This is a genomic window from Maritimibacter sp. HL-12 (assembly GCF_900177545.1).
In the GTDB taxonomy this organism is placed as follows: Bacteria; Pseudomonadota; Alphaproteobacteria; order Rhodobacterales; family Rhodobacteraceae; genus Sinisalibacter.
Genome location: NZ_FXBQ01000001.1, coordinates 1,536,525 through 1,553,958, shown reverse-complemented (window position 1 = coordinate 1,553,958; position 17,434 = coordinate 1,536,525). Strand labels below are relative to the sequence as shown.

Here is a 17,434-nt window from a genome sequence, read left to right as displayed (position 1 = left end):
CATCATGACAAAAAAACCAACGCGCGGACTTGGCCGCGGACTTTCCGCGCTCATGGCGGATGTCGGTTCCGATGAACCTCAAGTGGAGGGCGGGAAGGCTACGCCGAGGCGGGCCGACCAGATGGTTCCGATTGATCAGATCGAGCCCAATCCGGAGCAGCCGCGGAGAAGTTTTTCGTTGGACGAGCTGGAGGATCTAGCCGCGTCGATACGAGAGAAAGGCATTATTCAGCCCCTGATCCTGCGCGCAAATCCGCGACGCGATGGGCTTTTCGAGATCGTGGCAGGGGAACGGCGCTGGCGCGCGGCACAGATGGCGCAACTTCACAGCGTGCCCGCCCTGATCCGGGACTATTCGGATACGGAATCGCTTGAAATCGCGATTATCGAGAACATCCAGAGGGCTGATCTGAATGCTATCGAGGAAGCCGGCGGCTATCGGGAGTTGATGGAAAGGTTTGGCCATACCCAGGAAAAGCTTGCCGCTGCTCTAGGCAAGAGCCGATCCCATATCGCCAACATGTTGCGACTTCTGAGTTTGCCGGAAGAAGTTCAAATCTACCTCAAGGAAGGAAAGCTTACCGCAGGCCATGCGAGGGCTCTGATCACGGCCGAAGATCCGGTTGCGCTGGCCAAGAAGATTGTCGCGAACGGGCTCTCCGTTCGAGAGGCAGAGCGGTTGAGCAAAACGAAGAAAAGCCCGGATGACGCAGCCAAAAAGCTCGCATCCAAGGAGAAAGACGCAGATACGATCGCGCTCGAGCAGGATCTATCGGCGGCAACGGGCATGAAGGTGACCATAGATCACTCAGCAGGGCAGGAATCAGGGATGCTGACGATCCGATATGCCAGCCTCGATCAGCTTGACGATCTTTGCAAACGGCTTGGCAGTTAGTCAGTCCGGCAACAGCGCAGTGATAACCGCATTCAGAACACTGCGACCTCGCTGGCTGACAACCACCCGATCATCAACACAATCGAGCATGCCGATTTCCCGTAACATATTGATTTTCCTTGAATCTATAGGTCTTTCACCAATGGTTTCCGCGCGACGCAAATCCAGGCCTTTCAGGGTGCGCAGGCTCATCATGATGTATTCGACCAGGTGATCTTCTGAAGACAGCGTCTCGCGCGCGAGTTCACCGGACCCACCTTTGGCAACCGCAGCCAGCCAGTCACCCGGTGCCAGTGCCGTTGTTGTTGCGAAGCGATGACCTCCAAGGGTGAGCCGGCCATGTGCGCCGGGCCCGATACCGACGTAGTCACCCGCTTGCCAGTAGACGAGGTTATGCCGGGATTCCTGCCCGGGTTTTGCGTGATTAGACACCTCATAGGCCGGGAGCCCGGCCGCTGCGGTTGTCTCGGCCGTGAGGTCATAGAGATCAGCCGCCAGGTCTTCGCCCGGCAGCCCGGTGAGCTTTCCACGGTTGAGCAGATTTCCGAAGGCCGTGCCTTGTTCGATCGTCAGTTGGTAAAGCGAAAGATGATCGGGTGAAAAGGAGAGGGCGCGCTCCAGCTCCTCGATCCAATCCTGAAGGCCTTGATCCTGACGCCCATAGATCAGATCGAAATTTACCCGATCAAAAGTGTTCCTGGCGATTTCCAAGGCTTTGAGGGCGGTATCGGTGTTGTGAAGGCGGCCAAGGCGACGCAGGTCGATGTCGTTCAGGGCCTGGATGCCGAGAGAAACCCGATTGACCCCCGCATCCCGATACCGGCTGAACCGGGAGGCTTCAACGGATGAGGGGTTGGCCTCGAGCGTGACCTCGAGATCGTTTGCAAGCCGCCAATGCTTCGGAAGCGCATCCAGAACCGAGGATACGACCGCAGGGTTCATCAGGGATGGCGTTCCTCCGCCGAAATAGACACTGTTGAGCACTCGATCGGGCGTTTCAGCCGCGTAGGCATCGAGCGCTGAGAGATAGGCATCCCGCCAGGCGTCCTGATCAATCACCTGCGAGACATGGCTGTTGAAGTCGCAGTAAGGGCACTTGGCCTCGCAATATGGCCAATGGATATAGAGGCCGAAACCTCCAAGCCGCCAATCCTCAACCAAAGCAGCCCTCGACGAGCTTCCGGAAGGCGATCGCGCGGTGGCTCATCGCGTGTTTCTCCGCCGGGTCCATTTCCCCGAAGGTTTGGGTCTTTCCGTCGGGAAGAAACACCGGATCGAAGCCGAAACCGTTGGTGCCGCGCATGGGCCAGACGATCCGGCCATGAACCTTGCCCTCGAACAATTCGTCATGGCCATCGGGCCATGCGAGGCAAAGGGTGGCGTTGAACCTGGCGCGACGCGGTTCGGGTGCCTGTTTTTCTTCCAGCAACGACCATACCTTGGCCATGGCCATGGGAAAATCGCGCCCGTTCGGCGTTTCCGCCCAATCCGCGGTATAAACGCCCGGAGCGCCATCGAGGGCTTCGACACTGATTCCACTGTCGTCCGACAACGCGGGCAACCCGGATTCACGGGCAGCGAAATGTGCCTTGATACGGGCATTCCCGGCAAAGGTGCTCTCGGTTTCAGCGGGCTCTGGGAGCCCAAGCGCACCCGCGGAGACAACCTCGACACCGAAGGGATCGAGCAACGCCCCGATCTCCCGGATCTTGCCGGCATTGTGCGACGCGATCACGAGCTTCTTGCCGGTGAACTTTCGCATCAGGCCACGGCCGCCTTCTGAATCCCGGCAAGTTCCGTGATGCCCTTGTCGGCGAGTTCCATCAGCCGCGACATTTGCTCATGGGTGAAGGTGGCCCCTTCCGCCGACATCTGGACTTCGATCAACCGGCCCGATCCGGTCATCACGAAATTGCCGTCGACACCGGCCTCGCTGTCTTCCGGATAATCGAGATCGAGCACGGTTTGCCCGGCATAGATACCGCAAGACACCGCGGCCACTGGGTCGGCAAGCGGATCCGAGGTGAGATCGCCTGCCTTGATGAGCTTGTTCACCGCCAGCCGGAGCGCGACCCAACCACCTGTGATCGAGGCGCAGCGGGTGCCGCCGTCGGCCTGGATAACGTCGCAATCCACGGTGATCTGGCGTTCGCCCAGCGCCTGGCGATCGACGCCGGCGCGCAACGCCCGCCCGATCAGGCGCTGAATCTCGACGGTTCGGCCACCTTGTTTGCCAACGGCGGCCTCGCGTCGCATACGTGTATTGGTCGAGCGGGGAAGCATGCCGTATTCGGCGGTGACCCATCCCTGGCCGGAATTCCGCATGAAAGGGGGAACCCGTTCTTCGATCGTCGCGGTACAAAGCACGTGGGTGTCGCCCGCCTTTATCAGGCAAGAGCCTTCCGCGTGCTTGGTAACGCCGGTCTCAATTGAAATCGGGCGCATTTCATCTATCTTTCGACCAGACGGGCGCATTGGGTCTCCCTCCTTACGGTTCAGGGTGGAGTCTCACGGCGCCCGAAAAAACGCAAGGCCGATCCGGGCGGAGCAGAGGCAGATGGCGCAGAGCCCAAGACTTGAAGAGTTGAACGAGCGTTCGCGCGAGGTGTTTCGGCGGCTTGTCGAAGCCTATCTCGAAACCGGCGAACCCGTTGGCTCGCGATCCCTGACCCGTGCGCTCACCGAGAAGGTTTCGGCGGCGACCGTGCGCAACGTAATGCAAGACCTGGAATTCATGGGGCTTTTGGATAGCCCCCATGTTTCGGCGGGGCGTGTTCCCACGCAATCCGGGCTTCGCATGTTCGTTGACGGCTTTCTTGAGGTCAGCGATCTTTCCCGCGATGATCGTGCGAAGATCGACGAGACCGTGCAATCCAACAGCGCAGACGTGGCCTTGTTGATGGACCGCGTCGGCGCGGCGCTTTCGGGCCTTACCTCCGGGGCGAGCCTTGTTCTCACCCCCAAGCAACAGGAATCGCCGATCTCGCACATCGAGTTCGTTTCGCTCGGACTCGATAGGGCGCTCGCGGTCATCGTTTTTTCCGATGGTCACGTCGAAAACCGGCTGTTCTCGCCGCCACCCGGACAAACGCCGGCCTCCATGCGGGAGGCCGCCAATTTTCTGAACTCGGTTGCCGGCGGTAAAACCATTGCGGAGCTGCGCGACTCCATGGAGAAGGAGATTGCGGAGCGCCGCCAGGAGCTCAATTCGCTCGCGCAGGACCTTGTCGAAAGCGGGCTTGCGCTTTGGTCCGATGAAGATGGCGATCAGGAACGTTTGATCGTGCGTGGGCGCTCGAATCTGATCGGCCCCTCAACGGCACAAGCCGACGTCGAGCGGGTGAAATCCTTGTTCGACGACCTCGAACGCAAGCGCGATATCGCCGGCTTCCTCGAACTGACCGAAGAGGGCGATGGTGTGCGCATTTTTATCGGCTCCGAGAACAAGCTTTTTTCACTTTCGGGTAGTTCTCTTGTGGTTTCTCCATATATGAACGCTGACCGAAAGATCATCGGCGCGGTGGGTGTCATCGGACCGACGCGGCTCAATTACGGCCGCATCGTTCCGATTGTCGATTACACCGCGCAACTGGTCGGGAAGCTGATTTCCGACCGGGGTAACAGGTAGGACCATGGCTGACGCAAAGAAAAAAGACGAACTCTCCGACATCGAAGCAGCGATCGAGGAAATCATGGCTGGTGAGGATGTTTCCGTTGAGGATGAGGCGGAACCCGAATCCGAAAGCAGCGGGATCGACATCGAAATCGAGGCGCTGATCGCCGAACGCGACGCGTTTCGCGACAAGTTCATGCGGGCCCTCGCCGATGCGGAAAACTCGCGTAAACGCTCCGAGCGTGATCGGCGGGAGGCGGAAAATTACGGCGGCTCCAAACTCGCGCGCGACATGCTGCCGGTCTATGACAACATGAAACGTGCGCTCGACGTTGTGAACGATGATTTGCGGGGGCAGGCAGCGGGCCTCATCGAAGGTTTGGAGCTGACCATGCGTGAGTTGCTCAACATCTTTGAGAAACACGGAATCAGCAAGATCACCCCTGCCGTGGGCGACAAGTTCGATCCTCAGTTGCACGAGGCCATGTTTGAAGCCCCGGTTCCGGGCACGAAGGCCGGTCAGATCATCCAGGTGATGGGGGAAGGCTTTCTGCTTCACGAGCGGTTGCTTCGCCCGGCGCAGGTTGGGGTTTCGTCCAACCCCGGCTAATCACCGACGAGGGATTTCAGCTCGTAGATCAACTCAAGCGCCTGTTTGGGCGTCAGCTCGTCGGGGTGAATCCCGGCGAGCTTCGCTTTGAGCGGTGACGTGACGGGTTTCGGGCTGGGCGATTGTGCGGCAACCGCCGAAAACAGCGGCAGATCGTCGATCAGCGCCTTCCGTCCGGACCCGCCTTCACGCTCCCCCTTTTCAAGCGCTTCGAGTACCACGCGCGCGCGCTCGACGACGGATGCGGGGAGGCCGGCGAGTTTTGCGACCTGAACACCGTATGACCGATCGGCCGCGCCCTTGTGCACCTCGTGCAGGAAGATGACATCGCCCTCCCATTCCTTCACCGCAATGGTGGCGTTGTCGACCCCATCGAGATCCTGCGCGAGTCGGGTAAGCTCATGATAATGCGTGGCGAACAGCGCGCGGCATCGGTTGACCTCGTGCAGGTGTTCAAGCGTGGCCCAGGCGATGGAAAGCCCATCCCATGTTGCGGTGCCGCGGCCGATCTCGTCGAGAATGACCAAGGCGCGATCATCGGCCTGGTTCAGGATCGCGGCGGTTTCGACCATTTCCACCATGAAGGTCGAGCGGCCGCGCGCCAGATCGTCCGAGGCGCCAACACGCGAGAAAAGCTGTGAAACAATGCCGATCCGCGCCGATTGGGCAGGCACGAAACTTCCGGCTTGAGCGAGGAGCGCGATCAGGGCGTTCTGGCGAAGAAAGGTGGATTTACCGGCCATGTTCGGGCCGGTCAGCAACCAGATATCCGCACCGTCGGAGCCATCGGCAAGGGCACAATCATTGGCGATGAAGGGATCACCGCCCTGCGACCGCAAGGCCCGTTCAACGACCGGATGCCGCCCGCCCTTCACTTCAAACGCGCGGCCCTCCTCCATCATGGGACGGGACCAGTTTTCACCGGCGGCAATCTCTGCGAGCCCGGCGCTCAAGTCGATCTCTGCGAGCGCGCGGGCGCAATCGCCAAGCGCGACCGCTTCTTTCAGAACTGAGGCGACCAACGAGGTGAACAGGCGTTTCTCGATCTCGAATGCGCGGTTGCCGGCATTGAGAATCCGGGTTTCCATGTCGCTGAGATCGACGGTGGTGAACCTCACCGCGTTGGCGGTGGTCTGCCGATGAATGAACGTTTCATTCAGCGGCGGCGACATCATCTTTTGGGCGTGAACCGCGGTTGTTTCGATGAAGTACCCAAGCACGTTGTTGTGCTTGATTTTCAGGCTTTGCACGCCCGCAAGCCCGGCATAGTCGGCCTGCATGGCCGCAATCACGCCCCGTCCTTCGTCGCGCAGCTTTCGGGCCTCGTCGAGCGCGGCATCAAATCCCGGTGCGATAGAACCGCCGTCACGCAGCAGAAGGGGCGGATCGGCCACGAGAGCCTGATCGAGAAGATCGCGTAGCGACTCATGCCCGATCAGCCCGGTTCTGGCCTGATCGAGCCCGGGGGGCAGACCCTCGCCGTCCATCCTAGCTGCGATCTCGCCTGCCGCCTCAAGCCCGCCCCGGATGGCACCGAGATCGCGCGGTCCGCCGCGGTCGAGCGAGAGCCGGGAGAGCGCACGGTCGAGATCAGGTGCCTTGCGGAGTGAAGTGCGCAAATCTTCCCGCAATAGATACTGATCAAGGAAGAATTCCACGTTCTCCAATCGGGACCGGATCACGGCGATGTCGCGCGAGGGGCTCGATATCCGCCGCTCCAACAGCCGCCCTCCCGCCGCGGTCACGGTTCGGTCGATCGAAGACAGCAGGCTTCCGTCGCGCCCTCCGGAAAGCGCATGGGTAAGCTCGAGGTTGCGCCGCGTTGCCGCGTCGATCTGCATCACGCGCGAGGCGCTCTCCTTGACCGGGGTGCGCAACAGGGGGAGTTTGCCCTTTTGCGTGATCTCCAGATACTCGACGATCGCGCCCATTGCGCCCAGTTCGGCACGGTTGAAACTGCCGAAAGCATCGAGCGTGTTCACGGCAAAGAGCTCAACGAGCCGTTTCTCTCCCCCGTTCGAGTCGAATGCCGCACGGCCGAGCGGAGAAAGGGACACCCTCATATCAGAGACTAATCCGTCAAGAATTGCCTCATTTCCGTCACAGACGACGATTTCGCGGGGCTCCAGACGCGCGAGTTCCGGCCCGAGTTTCTCAGGCGTTATCGGCATCACACGAAATGCGCCGGTCGAGATATCGACCCAGGCCAGGGCCGCATCGCCGCGAACCTCGTTGTAGGCGGCAAGAAAATTGTGTCGCCGTGCATCGAGCAGGCTTTCCTCGGTCAGGGTGCCGGGGGTGACAAGCCGCACGACATCTCGCTTCACCACCGATTTGGAGCCTCGCTTCTTCGCCTCCGCCGGATCTTCCATTTGCTCGCAGACGGCGACGCGGAACCCCTTTCGGATCAGGGTCAGCAAATACCCTTCCGCCGAATGCACCGGCACGCCGCACATCGGAATATCTTCGCCAAGATGTTTGCCGCGCTTGGTCAGCGCGATATCGAGCGCCTCGGCCGCGGCCTTGGCGTCATCGAAGAACATCTCGTAGAAGTCGCCCATCCGGTAGAACAGGAGCGCATCGCGATACTGCGCCTTGATCTCCAGAAACTGCGCCATCATCGGCGTTACGGCATGTTCGGCAGTCACGCGGGCCCCCTGGTTGCGATCCGGCACAGAGTATTGAAGCGAGTCTCCGGGCGAAAGCCCCTCAGGTGTTCTTGAGGCGCGAAACCCAGTTCCAGCTCGTTCTGCACATGTCGTCGAGATCGCGCTCAGCCTGGAATCCCAGGATTGCGTGTGCTTTCGACGGATCTGCAAACGAGGCGGCTACGTCGCCCGCTCTGCGAGGCGCAATGCTGTAGGCAAGTTCGTGGCCACAAGCGCTTTCGTAGGATTTCAGCATTTCCAGCACGGAATACCCCTTGCCGGTGCCAAGATTGACGGTGTGGCTCTCGCCGGACTCGATCAGGGCGCGCACCGATTGGACATGACCACGCGCGAGATCGACAACGTGGATATAGTCGCGCACCCCGGTGCCATCGGGTGTTTCGTAGTCATTGCCGAATACCGAAAGGCGCTCAAGTTCGCCCGTTGCCACCTTGGCAATATAGGGCATCAGGTTGTTCGGGATATCGTTCGGGTCTTCCCCGATCAGCCCGGTGTCATGGGCCCCGGCGGGGTTGAAATAGCGCAGCGTGCCGAATGCCCAGCGCGGGTCCGATGCCGCAACCTGCTCCAGTGTCTGTTCACAGACCAGCTTGGTGAAACCGTAGGTGTTGGTGTAGCTGCGCGGTGCATCTTCCGGGATCGGCAATGTTTCAGGCTCGCCGTAGACCGTGGCGGAGGAGGAAAACACGAGGCGGTGAACGCCGTGCTTCTTCATCGCGGCCAGCAGGTTGACGAGGCCCGACACGTTGGTCTGGATGTATTCGATCGGCTTCTCGGCGCTTTCGCCCACGGCCTTGAGCGCAGCAAAATGGATGACGGCCGCGATGTTCCGTTCCACGAACACCCGCTCCAGGACCGCCGGATCAAGCACGTCGCCGGTGTAGACGGTCACCGGCGCCCCGGAGATCACTTCAAGACGGTCGATCACCTCGGGGCGCGAGTTGGAGAAGTTGTCGAGGATCACAACGTCATATCCGGCCGCCACGAGCTCGACGTAGGTATGCGACCCGATATAGCCGGCACCGCCGGTGAGAAGGATTGTGTCAGCCAAGGAAACGCCTCCAGTTTTCGCCACAACCTATCGGTCCGAGACGGAGGAATCACCCGAAAAACGGTGTCGTGGATGCGCGATATCGCGGCAGGAGCCAGGGACTCGGTGCGACATTCTTGCGCAATTCGGTTGAGGGGCCCGAGCGCGGCGGCTATCACGGACGAATACCCAGCTGAAAGGCTTGTCATGTCCCGATCCAAGATCACGCGCGAAGAGGCGCTTGCCTATCACCTCGAGCCGACGCCCGGCAAATTCGAGATTACCGCTTCGGTGCCGATGACCACGCAGCGCGATCTGAGCCTCGCTTATTCGCCGGGCGTTGCCGTGCCTTGCGAGGAAATCCACGATAAACCCGAGACGGCCTACGATTACACCAACAAGGGCAATCTCGTGGCGGTGATCTCCAACGGGACCGCCGTTCTGGGCCTCGGCAACCTTGGCGCGCTGGCGTCGAAGCCGGTGATGGAAGGCAAGGCGGTTTTGTTCAAGCGTTTCGCCGACGTGAACGCCATCGACATCGAACTTGATAGCGAGGACGTCGACGACATCGTAAGGGCCGTGAAGCTGATGGAGCCCACCTTCGGCGGTATCAACCTCGAAGACATCAAGGCGCCCGAGTGCTTCATGATCGAGCAGCGGCTCAAGGAAATGATGGATATCCCCGTCTTTCACGACGATCAGCACGGCACGGCGGTGATCACGGCGGCAGGGCTTCTCAACGCGCTGGAGCTTTCCGGCAAGAAGATCGAGGACGTCAAGATCGTGCTCAACGGCGCGGGCGCGGCGGGGATCGCCTGCATCGAGCTGATCAAGCGGATGGGCGGGCGGCACGAAAACTGCATCGTCTGCGATACCAAGGGCGTGATCTACCAGGGCCGCACCGATGGCATGAACCAGTGGAAATCGGCGCACGCGGTGAACACCGACCTGCGCACGCTGGAAGAAGCCATGGAGGGGGCCGACGTTTTCCTTGGCGTCTCGGTGAAGGGCGCGGTGACGCTGGACATGGTGAAGTCGATGGCACCGAACCCGGTGATCTTTGCCATGGCCAACCCCGATCCCGAGATCACGCCGGAGGAAGCCCACGAAGTCCGGCCCGACGCGATCGTGGCCACCGGGCGCTCGGACTACCCCAACCAGGTCAACAACGTGCTCGGGTTTCCCTACCTGTTTCGTGGCGCGCTCGATATCCACGCCCGGGCGATCAACGACGAGATGAAGATCGCCTGTGCCGAGGCGCTGGCCAAGCTCGCGCGCGAGGATGTGCCCGACGAAGTTGCGATGGCATACGGCAAGAAACTCACGTTCGGGCGCGATTACATCATCCCAACCCCTTTCGATCCGCGGCTGATCTACACCATCCCGCCGGCGGTGGCGAAGGCCGGGTCTGACAGCGGCGTGGCGCGCCGACCAATCATTGATATGGAGCGCTATACCGCCACTCTGAAAGCGCGGATGGACCCGACCGCTTCGATCCTGCGCTCGCTCAATGCACGTGCCCGCCAGGCACAGGCGACGATGATTTTCGCCGAGGGCGACGATCCGCACGTGTTGCGCGCTGCCGTGGCCTACCAGCGCAACGGATTCGGCAAGGCGCTGGTGGTTGGCCGCGCTTCGGACGTGAAGCAAAAGCTGGAAACCGCAGGGCTTGCGGATGCCTTCGAGGAGCTTGAAATCGTAAATGCGGCGAATACCGAACACCTCCCGGCTTACAAGGCGTTCCTCTACGAACGATTGCAGCGCCAGGGCTTCGACAAGCACGACATTCACCGACTCGCGGCCCGTGACCGGCACGTGTTTTCCTCGCTCATGCTGGCGCATGGCCATGGTGACGGTTTGGTGACCGGTGCCACCCGCAAGGCCGCACATGTGATGAGCCTGATCAACCACGTGTTTGATGCCGAGGCCGAGGATGGCGCGGTCGGTATCACCGCGATCCTGCACAAGGGCCGCATCGTTCTGGTTGCCGATACCTTGGTTCACGAGTGGCCCGATGAGGAAGACCTTGCGAATATCGCGGAGCGCGCGGCGGATGTTGCGCGTAACCTCGGGCTGGAACCGCGCGTGGCTTTCGTGAGTTTCTCGACCTTTGGCTACCCGATATCGGAGCGCGCCGAGAAGATGCATGTCGCACCGGAGATTCTCGACCGGCGCGGCGTGGATTTCGAATACGAAGGCGAAATGACCGTCGATGTGGCGTTGAACACGAACGTCATGGCCAATTATCCCTTTTGCCGCCTGACGGGGCCCGCCAACATCCTCGTGATGCCGGCGCGGCACTCCGCGTCGATCTCGGTGAAGATGATGCAGGAACTGGCGGGTGCCACGGTTATCGGTCCGATCCTTGCAGGTGTTGAAAAGCCGATCCAGATCTGCTCGACCAGCTCGACGGCGAGCGACATCCTGAACATGGCCGTTCTCGCCGCCAGCAAGGTGGGTGGATGACGGTCTGGAACCTCGGCTCCATCAACGAGGATCGGTTCTACCGTGTGCCAGCTTTGCCGAAGCCGGGTGAAACGGTTACCGCGAAAGGATTCTCTGCAGGGCTTGGGGGAAAGGGTGCGAACCAGTCTGTCGCCGTGGCGAAGGCTGGTTCAACGGCGCGCCATATTGGCCGGATCGGTCCTGAGGGCGCTTGGACGTGTGAACGACTGGCGGCGTTGGGCGTCGATGTGAAGCACGTCGCTCAAGGCGATACGCCAACCGGGCACGCAAACGTGCATGTCGATGACGCCGGCGAAAACATGATCGTCGTCTACCCGGGCGCAAACCGTGCGCTTGAGTTGCAGCAGATAGAAGCAGCACTCGCTGACGCGCATGCCGGCGACTACCTCATGCTCCAGAACGAGACGAATCTCACCGAACGCGCGGCCCAAATCGCCAAGGAAAAGGGTCTGTTTGTCGTCTTTTCCGCCGCTCCGTTCGATGCCGCTGCGGTCCGGGCGGTTTTGCCGTTTGCCGACATGCTCGTGCTCAACGAAGTTGAAGCGTTGCAGCTTTCGGCCGCAGTCGGGCGGGCTGTCGATGACATGCCGGTGTCATGGCTGCTTGTGACCAAAGGCGCGTCTGGCGCAGTGTTGAAAGACCTCGGGCAAGGTGTGGATCATGCGGTGGCCGCATTTCCGGTGACGCCGATAGATACGACCGGTGCCGGCGATTGCTTCATCGGCTATGTCGTGGCCGGTCTCGAACAGGGGTTGGGTCCAGCAAAGGCCATGCGTCTCGGTGCGGCAGCGGCGGCCATCCAGGTGACACGGCCCGGAACCTCGGACGCGATTCCCGATCGGGCCGAGGTTGATGCATTCCTTGCCGGCATCGAAATGCGAACGCCGGCCACGTAAGCCGCTGTCAGCGCTTATACTTCTCGGCTGAGCACGATCTCGCCCTCAATGATCGCGCCGGTGCGGCGAAATCCAAGTGACTCGTAGAAGCCGATATTGCTGTCGGTCGTTTCGACCACCGACGTGGCGATCCGTGGCAGCCCCCACGCGCGGGCCTGAGCTACCGCCTCTTCGATTGCGGCGCGGCCATAGCCCTTGCCCTGGAAATTCGCCCCGATCATGAGCCGCCAGATATACGCGCCCTCAGGGTCGTCTTCCGGTTCAAGGTGCCGGTACTCGGTCGGATGGATCATGGCGAGGAGGCCAACGGCGTCTTCCCCCGCCCACAGTCCCCAGACATAAGCCCCGGGCTGCTCGTAGGCGGCTTGCGCGATGGTGACCGGATTCGACGCAACCAGATGCGATTGATCGGCCCGAACTTCCAGCTTCAAAAGCTGTGACAATGTTTCCCGTGTTATCGCGCGTCGTTCCAGCATGTGGCTCTATTCATGCTTTTTTCGACGGTTTCCCAGCAGGCGCAGCCGCAGCGCATTGAGCTTGATGAAGCCCGCGGCATCTTTCTGGTCGTATGCGCCGGCATCATCTTCAAAGGTCACGTGTTCTTCGGAATAGAGCGAGAAATCCGACCAGCGTCCGACGGTTTGCGCCGAGCCCTTGTAGAGTTTCACGCGCACCGTGCCGGTGACGAATTCCTGGCTCTTGTCGATCGCGGCCTGAAGCATTTCGCGCTCGGGGCTGAACCAGAAGCCGTTGTAGATCAGTTCGGCATAGCGCGGCATCAGTTCGTCTTTCAGGTGCATGGCGCCCCGGTCCATGGTGATCGACTCGATGCCGCGGTGGGCTTCAAGCAGAACCGTGCCGCCGGGGGTCTCGTAGATCCCGCGCGATTTCATCCCCACGAAACGGCCTTCCACCAGATCGAGACGCCCGACGCCATGCTTGCCACCAAGCTCGTTGAGCCGTGTCAGCACCTCGGCGGGGCTCATCGTCAGCCCGTTGATCGAAACGGCATCGCCCTTTTCAAACCCGATCTCGACGTATTCCGGCGTGTTCGGCGCTTCCTCGGGATGAACCGTGCGCTGGTAGACGTAGTCGGGTGCCTCGATCGCCGGATCTTCAAGCACCTTGCCCTCCGACGATGTGTGCAGGAGGTTGGCGTCGACCGAAAACGGCGCTTCGCCGCGCTTGTCCTTGGCAATCGGGATCTGGTGTTGCTCGGCAAAGTCCAGCAGCTTGGTGCGGGATGTGAGTGACCACTCACGCCATGGCGCGATCACCTTGATATCTGGGTTCAGGGCATAGGCCGAAAGCTCGAACCGGACCTGGTCGTTGCCCTTGCCGGTTGCGCCATGGGCCACGGCATCGGCCCCGGTCATCGCGGCGATCTCGATCAGGCGCTTGGAGATCAGCGGGCGCGCGATGGAGGTCCCGAGCAGGTAGAGCCCCTCGTAGACAGCGTTGGCCCGAAACATCGGGAAGACGAAGTCGCGCACGAATTCTTCGCGCAGGTCTTCAATGTAGATGTTTTCGGGCTTGATCCCGAGAAGTTCCGCCTTCTTGCGCGCCGGGTCCAGTTCCTCGCCCTGACCGAGATCGGCGGTGAAGGTCACCACCTCGCACCCATATTCGGTTTGCAACCACTTGAGGATGATCGAGGTATCGAGGCCACCGGAATAGGCGAGGACGACTTTCTTCGGCGCGGACATGGGAAACTCCGTCAATATGTTGTCCGCGGCGGTTTATCGGCTGGCGGGCGGGGCGGCAAGGGTGATCGGGGTTGCGCGAAGGTCCCGGATCGGCAGTATCGCGGGCATGACAGGCTTTTCAGACAAGGCGCTTATCGCCGAACGCAAGATGCGGGAGTTGTTCCCGCCCACACCGCTGCAGCGCAACGATCATCTATCGGCACGCTTCGGGGCCGATATCTGGCTGAAACGCGAGGATCTGAGCCCGGTGCGGAGCTACAAGATCCGGGGCGCGTTCAATGCCATGCGCAAGGTGATGGCCACGAAGCCGGAGCAGAAGCTTTTTGTCTGCGCAAGTGCCGGCAACCATGCCCAGGGCGTGGCGTTCGCCGCCCGGCACTTCGGCGTTCAGGCGGTGATCTTCATGCCGGTGACGACGCCACAGCAGAAGATCGACAAGACCCGGATCTTTGGCGAGGATAGTATCGAGATCCGCCTGATTGGCGACTATTTCGACGACACGCTCGCGGCGTCGCAGGCGTTTTGCGAAGAGGCCGGCGGCCATTTTCTTGCGCCGTTCAACGATGTTGATGTGATCGAGGGACAGGCCAGCGTTGCGGTGGAAATGCTCGATCAGCTCGGCAAGTCCCCCGATCTGGTCATCGTTCCGGTCGGCGGCGGCGGGCTTGCGGCGGGGCTTCGGCGGTTTCTGGCCGAGGCCGCGCCGGGTTCGGCAATGCGCTACGTCGAGCCTGCGGGCGGTGCGAGCCTGACTGCGGCGTTGGCGGTGGGCCATCCGGTTTCGCTCTCGAAGATCGACACTTTCGTGGACGGCGCGGCCGTTGCACGAGTTGGCGAACTCACCTTCGAGGCGCTCGCGGATATTCCGATGTCGCATGTGCTTGTCGCGCCGGAAGACCGGATTTGTGTGACCATTCTCGAGATGCTGAACACCGAAGGCATCGTGCTCGAACCTGCGGGCGCGCTTTCGGTTGACGTTCTGGGCGATCTGGGCGCTGACATCAGGGGCAAGACGATCATTTGCGTCACCTCGGGCGGCAATTTCGATTTCGAGCGACTGCCCGAGGTGAAGGAGCGGGCTCAAAGGTATTCCGGGTTGAAGAAGTATTTTCTTCTGCGGTTGCCGCAGAGGCCAGGCGCGCTCCGCGATTTCCTCGAAGTTCTCGGGCCAGACGACGACATTGCCCGGTTCGAATATCTCAAGAAGTCTGCGCGCAACTTCGGCACGGTCCTGATCGGTATCGAGACCAAGGCACCCGAGAATTTCGCGCGCCTTTTTGGCCGGTTGGATGAGAAGGGGTTTGTCTACACCGACGTGACCAACGACGATGTGATTGGCGAGTTCATACTCTAGGCCCGTATGAACGCGGCCTTTGACGCGGCATAGCACGCGAAGATCGGCGCAAGCTCGACCCGACCTGCATCGCCCGAAGCCGATCGGTGCTCGCCCTCCTGGCAAAGACTGGCCAGTCGCGCAAACCCGAGGTTGAGTGCCGAGGATTTCAGGAAGTGAAGATCGGCCTCGTAATCCGCCGGATTGGGCTCGTTTTGCAGCCGCCCGATAACCTCCTCGACCTCGTTCATGAACATTTCAGCGACTTCGGCGAAATCATCCTCGCCGATCTCTTCCTTCAGTTCCCGGACCCGTTCCCAGTCGATCATCATGGCCTCCGTTTTCTCAAGAGATCGCCGGAAACCGTTGAAGGAGGGTTAGGTGGCCCATGAAAATGAAGAACATTTTAGCCTTAACCCGGATTTAGGTTCGGGCTGCCTAACTGGACGCGGGCAACTCGGCCCGAAACAAGTCAGGTATGTGTGTCGAACTTGGTTTTACATAGTGTTTCGGCGGAAAGCGGCCGCCTGGATTGCGTGATCGAGCGGGTGCTTGTCGTGGATGATTCGCCTGCTCAGCGACGCGTTCTCTCGGCCTTGCTTACGCGGCAGGGATTCGAGGTGATCGAGGCCGGGTCGGGGCAGGAGGCGCTTGGCTGCCTTGCCGCGGAGCCGATCGATCTGATCCTTTCGGACTGGATGATGCCCGGTATGGATGGGCTCGAACTTTGCGCCCGTGTGCGCGCGCTGGCGCTGGATCGTTACGTCTATTTTGTCCTCCTGACCTCGAAGAACGAAAAGGGCGCGGTCGTTCACGGGCTCGATATGGGGGCCGATGACTTCCTCGCCAAACCATTCAACGCCGACGAGTTGAGGGCGCGGATCAAGGCGGGTGCGCGGATCCTGAAGATGGAGCGGGAGCTCTCGGACAAGAACCGCTTGATAACCTCGACGCTCAACGAGATCAGCGCCCTGTACGATGCCGTGGATCGCGATCTCGTCGAGGCGCGAAAGATGCAGCAATCGCTCGTGCGTGAGCGAAACCGGGATTTTGGCGTGGCGGATGTTTCGCTCCTCCTCAAGCCTTCCGGCCATGTCGGCGGCGATCTGGTCGGGTTCTTCCGGGCCGGGGAAGGCAAGGTTGCCGTCTATTCAATCGATGTGTCGGGACACGGCATCGCTTCCGCGCTGATGACCGCGCGGCTCGCCGGCTACCTCTCCGATGGCGCACCGGAGCAGAACATTGCGCTGGTGCGTCCCGAAGGAGGCGATTTCGTCGCCCGTCCACCTGCGGAGGTTGCCGCTCTCCTCAATGCCCTGATGCTCGAGGAAATGAAATCCGAGCTCTATTTCACCATCATCATCGGGTATCTCGATCTCGAGTCGGGCCGGGTCGATATTGCGCAATGCGGCCACCCGAACCCGGCCTTGCTTCGGGCGGACGGGGTGGTGGAATACCGCGGTGAAGGCGGCATGCCGGTCGGGCTCCTGGCCGAGGCAGACTATACGCAATGGCACCTTCACCTGGCTCCGGGTGACCGGCTGCTGTTCTATTCAGACGGCTTCACCGAATGCACCGATGCCAGCGGGGAAATGCTTGAGGAGGAGGGATTCGCGCGCATGATTCGCAGCAACGCCGAACTGCATGGTAACGCCTTTTTCGAGGCCCTGGTCTGGGATCTCGATATGTTCCACACCGCGCGGGACTTTGCCGATGATCTTTCATGCGCAATGATCGAATACCGCGGTGCGGGTCAGGATCGTCTGAAATAATCCTTCAGAAACGCCCGGTCGCCCTCATTGCCGACGACTTCGATGGCCACTGACGCGGAAGCCCAGTGCGCCGAATGGGCGGGCTCGATTGGTGGCATGATCTGGCGAACCGGGCGCGCAACGTAGACATGGCAGAGCTTCTCTGCCCAGATCTCGTATTCCGGCATGAAGGTGAACCGTCGAAACGCCCCCAACCTGCGTGGCGCGGCGATACGCCAGCCGGTTTCCTCGAAAACTTCCCGGTGCAGGGCCGCCAGCGGACTTTCGCCAGGGTCGATCCCACCGCCGGGGAGCTGGAACTCGGGGAAGGGATGGGCTTGATGCGTGAGCAGAACTTTGAAACCAAGCGGCAAGATGGCGTAGGCCCCTGCGCGCAGCTTGTATTTCTTGTCGTGCCGTATCGGCTCGCCGCGTCGTCGGATCATGGTTTTGCCTCGGTTGCCC

At 60.9% G+C, this 17,434-nt stretch carries 16 protein-coding genes; 7 read left to right on the top strand and 9 right to left on the bottom strand.

Going from position 1 to position 17,434, the window contains the following annotated elements; all coding sequences use genetic code 11:
- Positions 1-4: 4 nt before the first annotated feature.
- Positions 5-895: a ParB/RepB/Spo0J family partition protein gene (locus B9Y97_RS07690; RefSeq protein WP_085526190.1), complete on the top strand. Its 891-nt coding sequence runs from the start codon at positions 5-7 to the stop codon at positions 893-895.
- Here the strand turns inward: B9Y97_RS07690 and hemW are convergent, their stop codons facing one another.
- From hemW to rph, 3 genes are read right to left on the bottom strand one after another with little or no spacing between them, the layout of a single operon-like run.
- Positions 896-2,056, bottom strand: coding sequence for a radical SAM family heme chaperone HemW (gene hemW / locus B9Y97_RS07685; RefSeq protein ID WP_085526189.1), 1,161 nt, complete (start codon positions 2,054-2,056; stop codon positions 896-898). It abuts the gene before it with no gap.
- Positions 2,049-2,657, bottom strand: coding sequence for an RdgB/HAM1 family non-canonical purine NTP pyrophosphatase (rdgB, locus tag B9Y97_RS07680; protein ID WP_139828252.1), 609 nt, complete (start codon positions 2,655-2,657; stop codon positions 2,049-2,051). The genes hemW and rdgB overlap by 8 nt, the downstream gene beginning before the upstream one ends.
- Complete coding sequence (gene rph / locus B9Y97_RS07675) at positions 2,657-3,370, bottom strand: ribonuclease PH (RefSeq protein WP_085526187.1); 714 nt, start codon at positions 3,368-3,370, stop codon at positions 2,657-2,659. The genes rdgB and rph overlap by 1 nt, the downstream gene beginning before the upstream one ends.
- 82 nt (positions 3,371-3,452) lie before the next feature.
- On the opposite strand from rph, the gene hrcA reads away from it, so the two are divergent.
- Positions 3,453-4,523, top strand: coding sequence for a heat-inducible transcriptional repressor HrcA (gene hrcA, locus B9Y97_RS07670; protein WP_085526186.1), 1,071 nt, complete (start codon positions 3,453-3,455; stop codon positions 4,521-4,523).
- A gap of 4 nt (positions 4,524-4,527) precedes the next feature.
- Positions 4,528-5,118 (top strand): nucleotide exchange factor GrpE, encoded by a 591-nt coding sequence (locus tag B9Y97_RS07665; RefSeq protein ID WP_085526185.1) that lies wholly within the window; start codon positions 4,528-4,530, stop codon positions 5,116-5,118.
- Here B9Y97_RS07665 and mutS read toward each other — a convergent pair.
- Positions 5,115-7,739, bottom strand: coding sequence for a DNA mismatch repair protein MutS (gene mutS / locus B9Y97_RS07660; protein WP_085528164.1), 2,625 nt, complete (start codon positions 7,737-7,739; stop codon positions 5,115-5,117). The two genes, B9Y97_RS07665 and mutS, sit on opposite strands and share 4 nt — an antisense overlap.
- Before the next feature lie 88 nt (positions 7,740-7,827).
- Positions 7,828-8,838, bottom strand: a complete 1,011-nt coding sequence (galE, locus tag B9Y97_RS07655) for a UDP-glucose 4-epimerase GalE (protein ID WP_085526184.1) — start codon at positions 8,836-8,838, stop codon at positions 7,828-7,830.
- A gap of 186 nt (positions 8,839-9,024) precedes the next feature.
- On the opposite strand from galE, the gene B9Y97_RS07650 reads away from it, so the two are divergent.
- Both B9Y97_RS07650 and B9Y97_RS07645 read left to right on the top strand, forming a co-directional pair.
- Positions 9,025-11,283 (top strand): NADP-dependent malic enzyme, encoded by a 2,259-nt coding sequence (locus B9Y97_RS07650; protein WP_085526183.1) that lies wholly within the window; start codon positions 9,025-9,027, stop codon positions 11,281-11,283.
- Positions 11,280-12,179, top strand: a complete 900-nt coding sequence (locus tag B9Y97_RS07645; RefSeq protein ID WP_085526182.1) for a ribokinase — start codon at positions 11,280-11,282, stop codon at positions 12,177-12,179. Before B9Y97_RS07650 ends, B9Y97_RS07645 begins: the two co-directional genes overlap by 4 nt.
- Positions 12,180-12,193: 14 nt before the next feature.
- On the opposite strand, the gene B9Y97_RS07640 is transcribed toward B9Y97_RS07645, so the two are convergent.
- On the bottom strand, positions 12,194-12,655 hold the full coding sequence (locus tag B9Y97_RS07640) for a GNAT family N-acetyltransferase (RefSeq protein ID WP_085526181.1): 462 nt from the start codon (positions 12,653-12,655) through the stop codon (positions 12,194-12,196).
- 6 nt (positions 12,656-12,661) lie between these two features.
- On the bottom strand, positions 12,662-13,885 hold the full coding sequence (locus tag B9Y97_RS07635) for an argininosuccinate synthase (RefSeq protein WP_085526180.1): 1,224 nt from the start codon (positions 13,883-13,885) through the stop codon (positions 12,662-12,664).
- Positions 13,886-13,991: 106 nt separating this feature from the next.
- On the opposite strand from B9Y97_RS07635, the gene ilvA reads away from it, so the two are divergent.
- Complete coding sequence (gene ilvA, locus B9Y97_RS07630; RefSeq protein ID WP_085528162.1) at positions 13,992-15,239, top strand: threonine ammonia-lyase IlvA; 1,248 nt, start codon at positions 13,992-13,994, stop codon at positions 15,237-15,239.
- On the opposite strand, the gene B9Y97_RS07625 is transcribed toward ilvA, so the two are convergent.
- Positions 15,236-15,547, bottom strand: a complete 312-nt coding sequence (locus B9Y97_RS07625; protein WP_085528163.1) for an Hpt domain-containing protein — start codon at positions 15,545-15,547, stop codon at positions 15,236-15,238. The genes ilvA and B9Y97_RS07625 overlap by 4 nt on opposite strands.
- A gap of 153 nt (positions 15,548-15,700) precedes the next feature.
- Here B9Y97_RS07625 and B9Y97_RS07620 point away from each other — a divergent pair, with 153 nt between their 5' ends.
- Entirely contained in the window at positions 15,701-16,990 is a 1,290-nt protein-coding gene (locus B9Y97_RS07620; RefSeq protein WP_369596650.1) for a PP2C family protein-serine/threonine phosphatase, read from the top strand.
- On the opposite strand, the gene B9Y97_RS07615 is transcribed toward B9Y97_RS07620, so the two are convergent.
- Positions 16,972-17,415: an NUDIX domain-containing protein gene (locus B9Y97_RS07615; RefSeq protein WP_085528160.1), complete on the bottom strand. Its 444-nt coding sequence runs from the start codon at positions 17,413-17,415 to the stop codon at positions 16,972-16,974. The two genes, B9Y97_RS07620 and B9Y97_RS07615, sit on opposite strands and share 19 nt — an antisense overlap.
- Positions 17,416-17,434 lie beyond the last annotated feature (19 nt).

Coding starts and splice junctions, on each gene's coding strand:
- B9Y97_RS07690 (WP_085526190.1), top strand. CDS start 5: ATGACAAAAAAACCAACGCGCGGACTTGGCCGCGGACTTTCCGCGCTC.
- rdgB (WP_139828252.1), bottom strand. CDS start 2,657: ATGCGAAAGTTCACCGGCAAGAAGCTCGTGATCGCGTCGCACAATGCC.
- rph (WP_085526187.1), bottom strand. CDS start 3,370: ATGCGCCCGTCTGGTCGAAAGATAGATGAAATGCGCCCGATTTCAATT.
- hrcA (WP_085526186.1), top strand. CDS start 3,453: ATGGCGCAGAGCCCAAGACTTGAAGAGTTGAACGAGCGTTCGCGCGAG.
- B9Y97_RS07665 (WP_085526185.1), top strand. CDS start 4,528: ATGGCTGACGCAAAGAAAAAAGACGAACTCTCCGACATCGAAGCAGCG.
- mutS (WP_085528164.1), bottom strand. CDS start 7,739: ATGATGGCGCAGTTTCTGGAGATCAAGGCGCAGTATCGCGATGCGCTC.
- B9Y97_RS07650 (WP_085526183.1), top strand. CDS start 9,025: ATGTCCCGATCCAAGATCACGCGCGAAGAGGCGCTTGCCTATCACCTC.
- B9Y97_RS07645 (WP_085526182.1), top strand. CDS start 11,280: ATGACGGTCTGGAACCTCGGCTCCATCAACGAGGATCGGTTCTACCGT.
- B9Y97_RS07640 (WP_085526181.1), bottom strand. CDS start 12,655: ATGCTGGAACGACGCGCGATAACACGGGAAACATTGTCACAGCTTTTG.
- B9Y97_RS07635 (WP_085526180.1), bottom strand. CDS start 13,885: ATGTCCGCGCCGAAGAAAGTCGTCCTCGCCTATTCCGGTGGCCTCGAT.
- ilvA (WP_085528162.1), top strand. CDS start 13,992: ATGACAGGCTTTTCAGACAAGGCGCTTATCGCCGAACGCAAGATGCGG.
- B9Y97_RS07625 (WP_085528163.1), bottom strand. CDS start 15,547: ATGATCGACTGGGAACGGGTCCGGGAACTGAAGGAAGAGATCGGCGAG.
- B9Y97_RS07615 (WP_085528160.1), bottom strand. CDS start 17,415: ATGATCCGACGACGCGGCGAGCCGATACGGCACGACAAGAAATACAAG.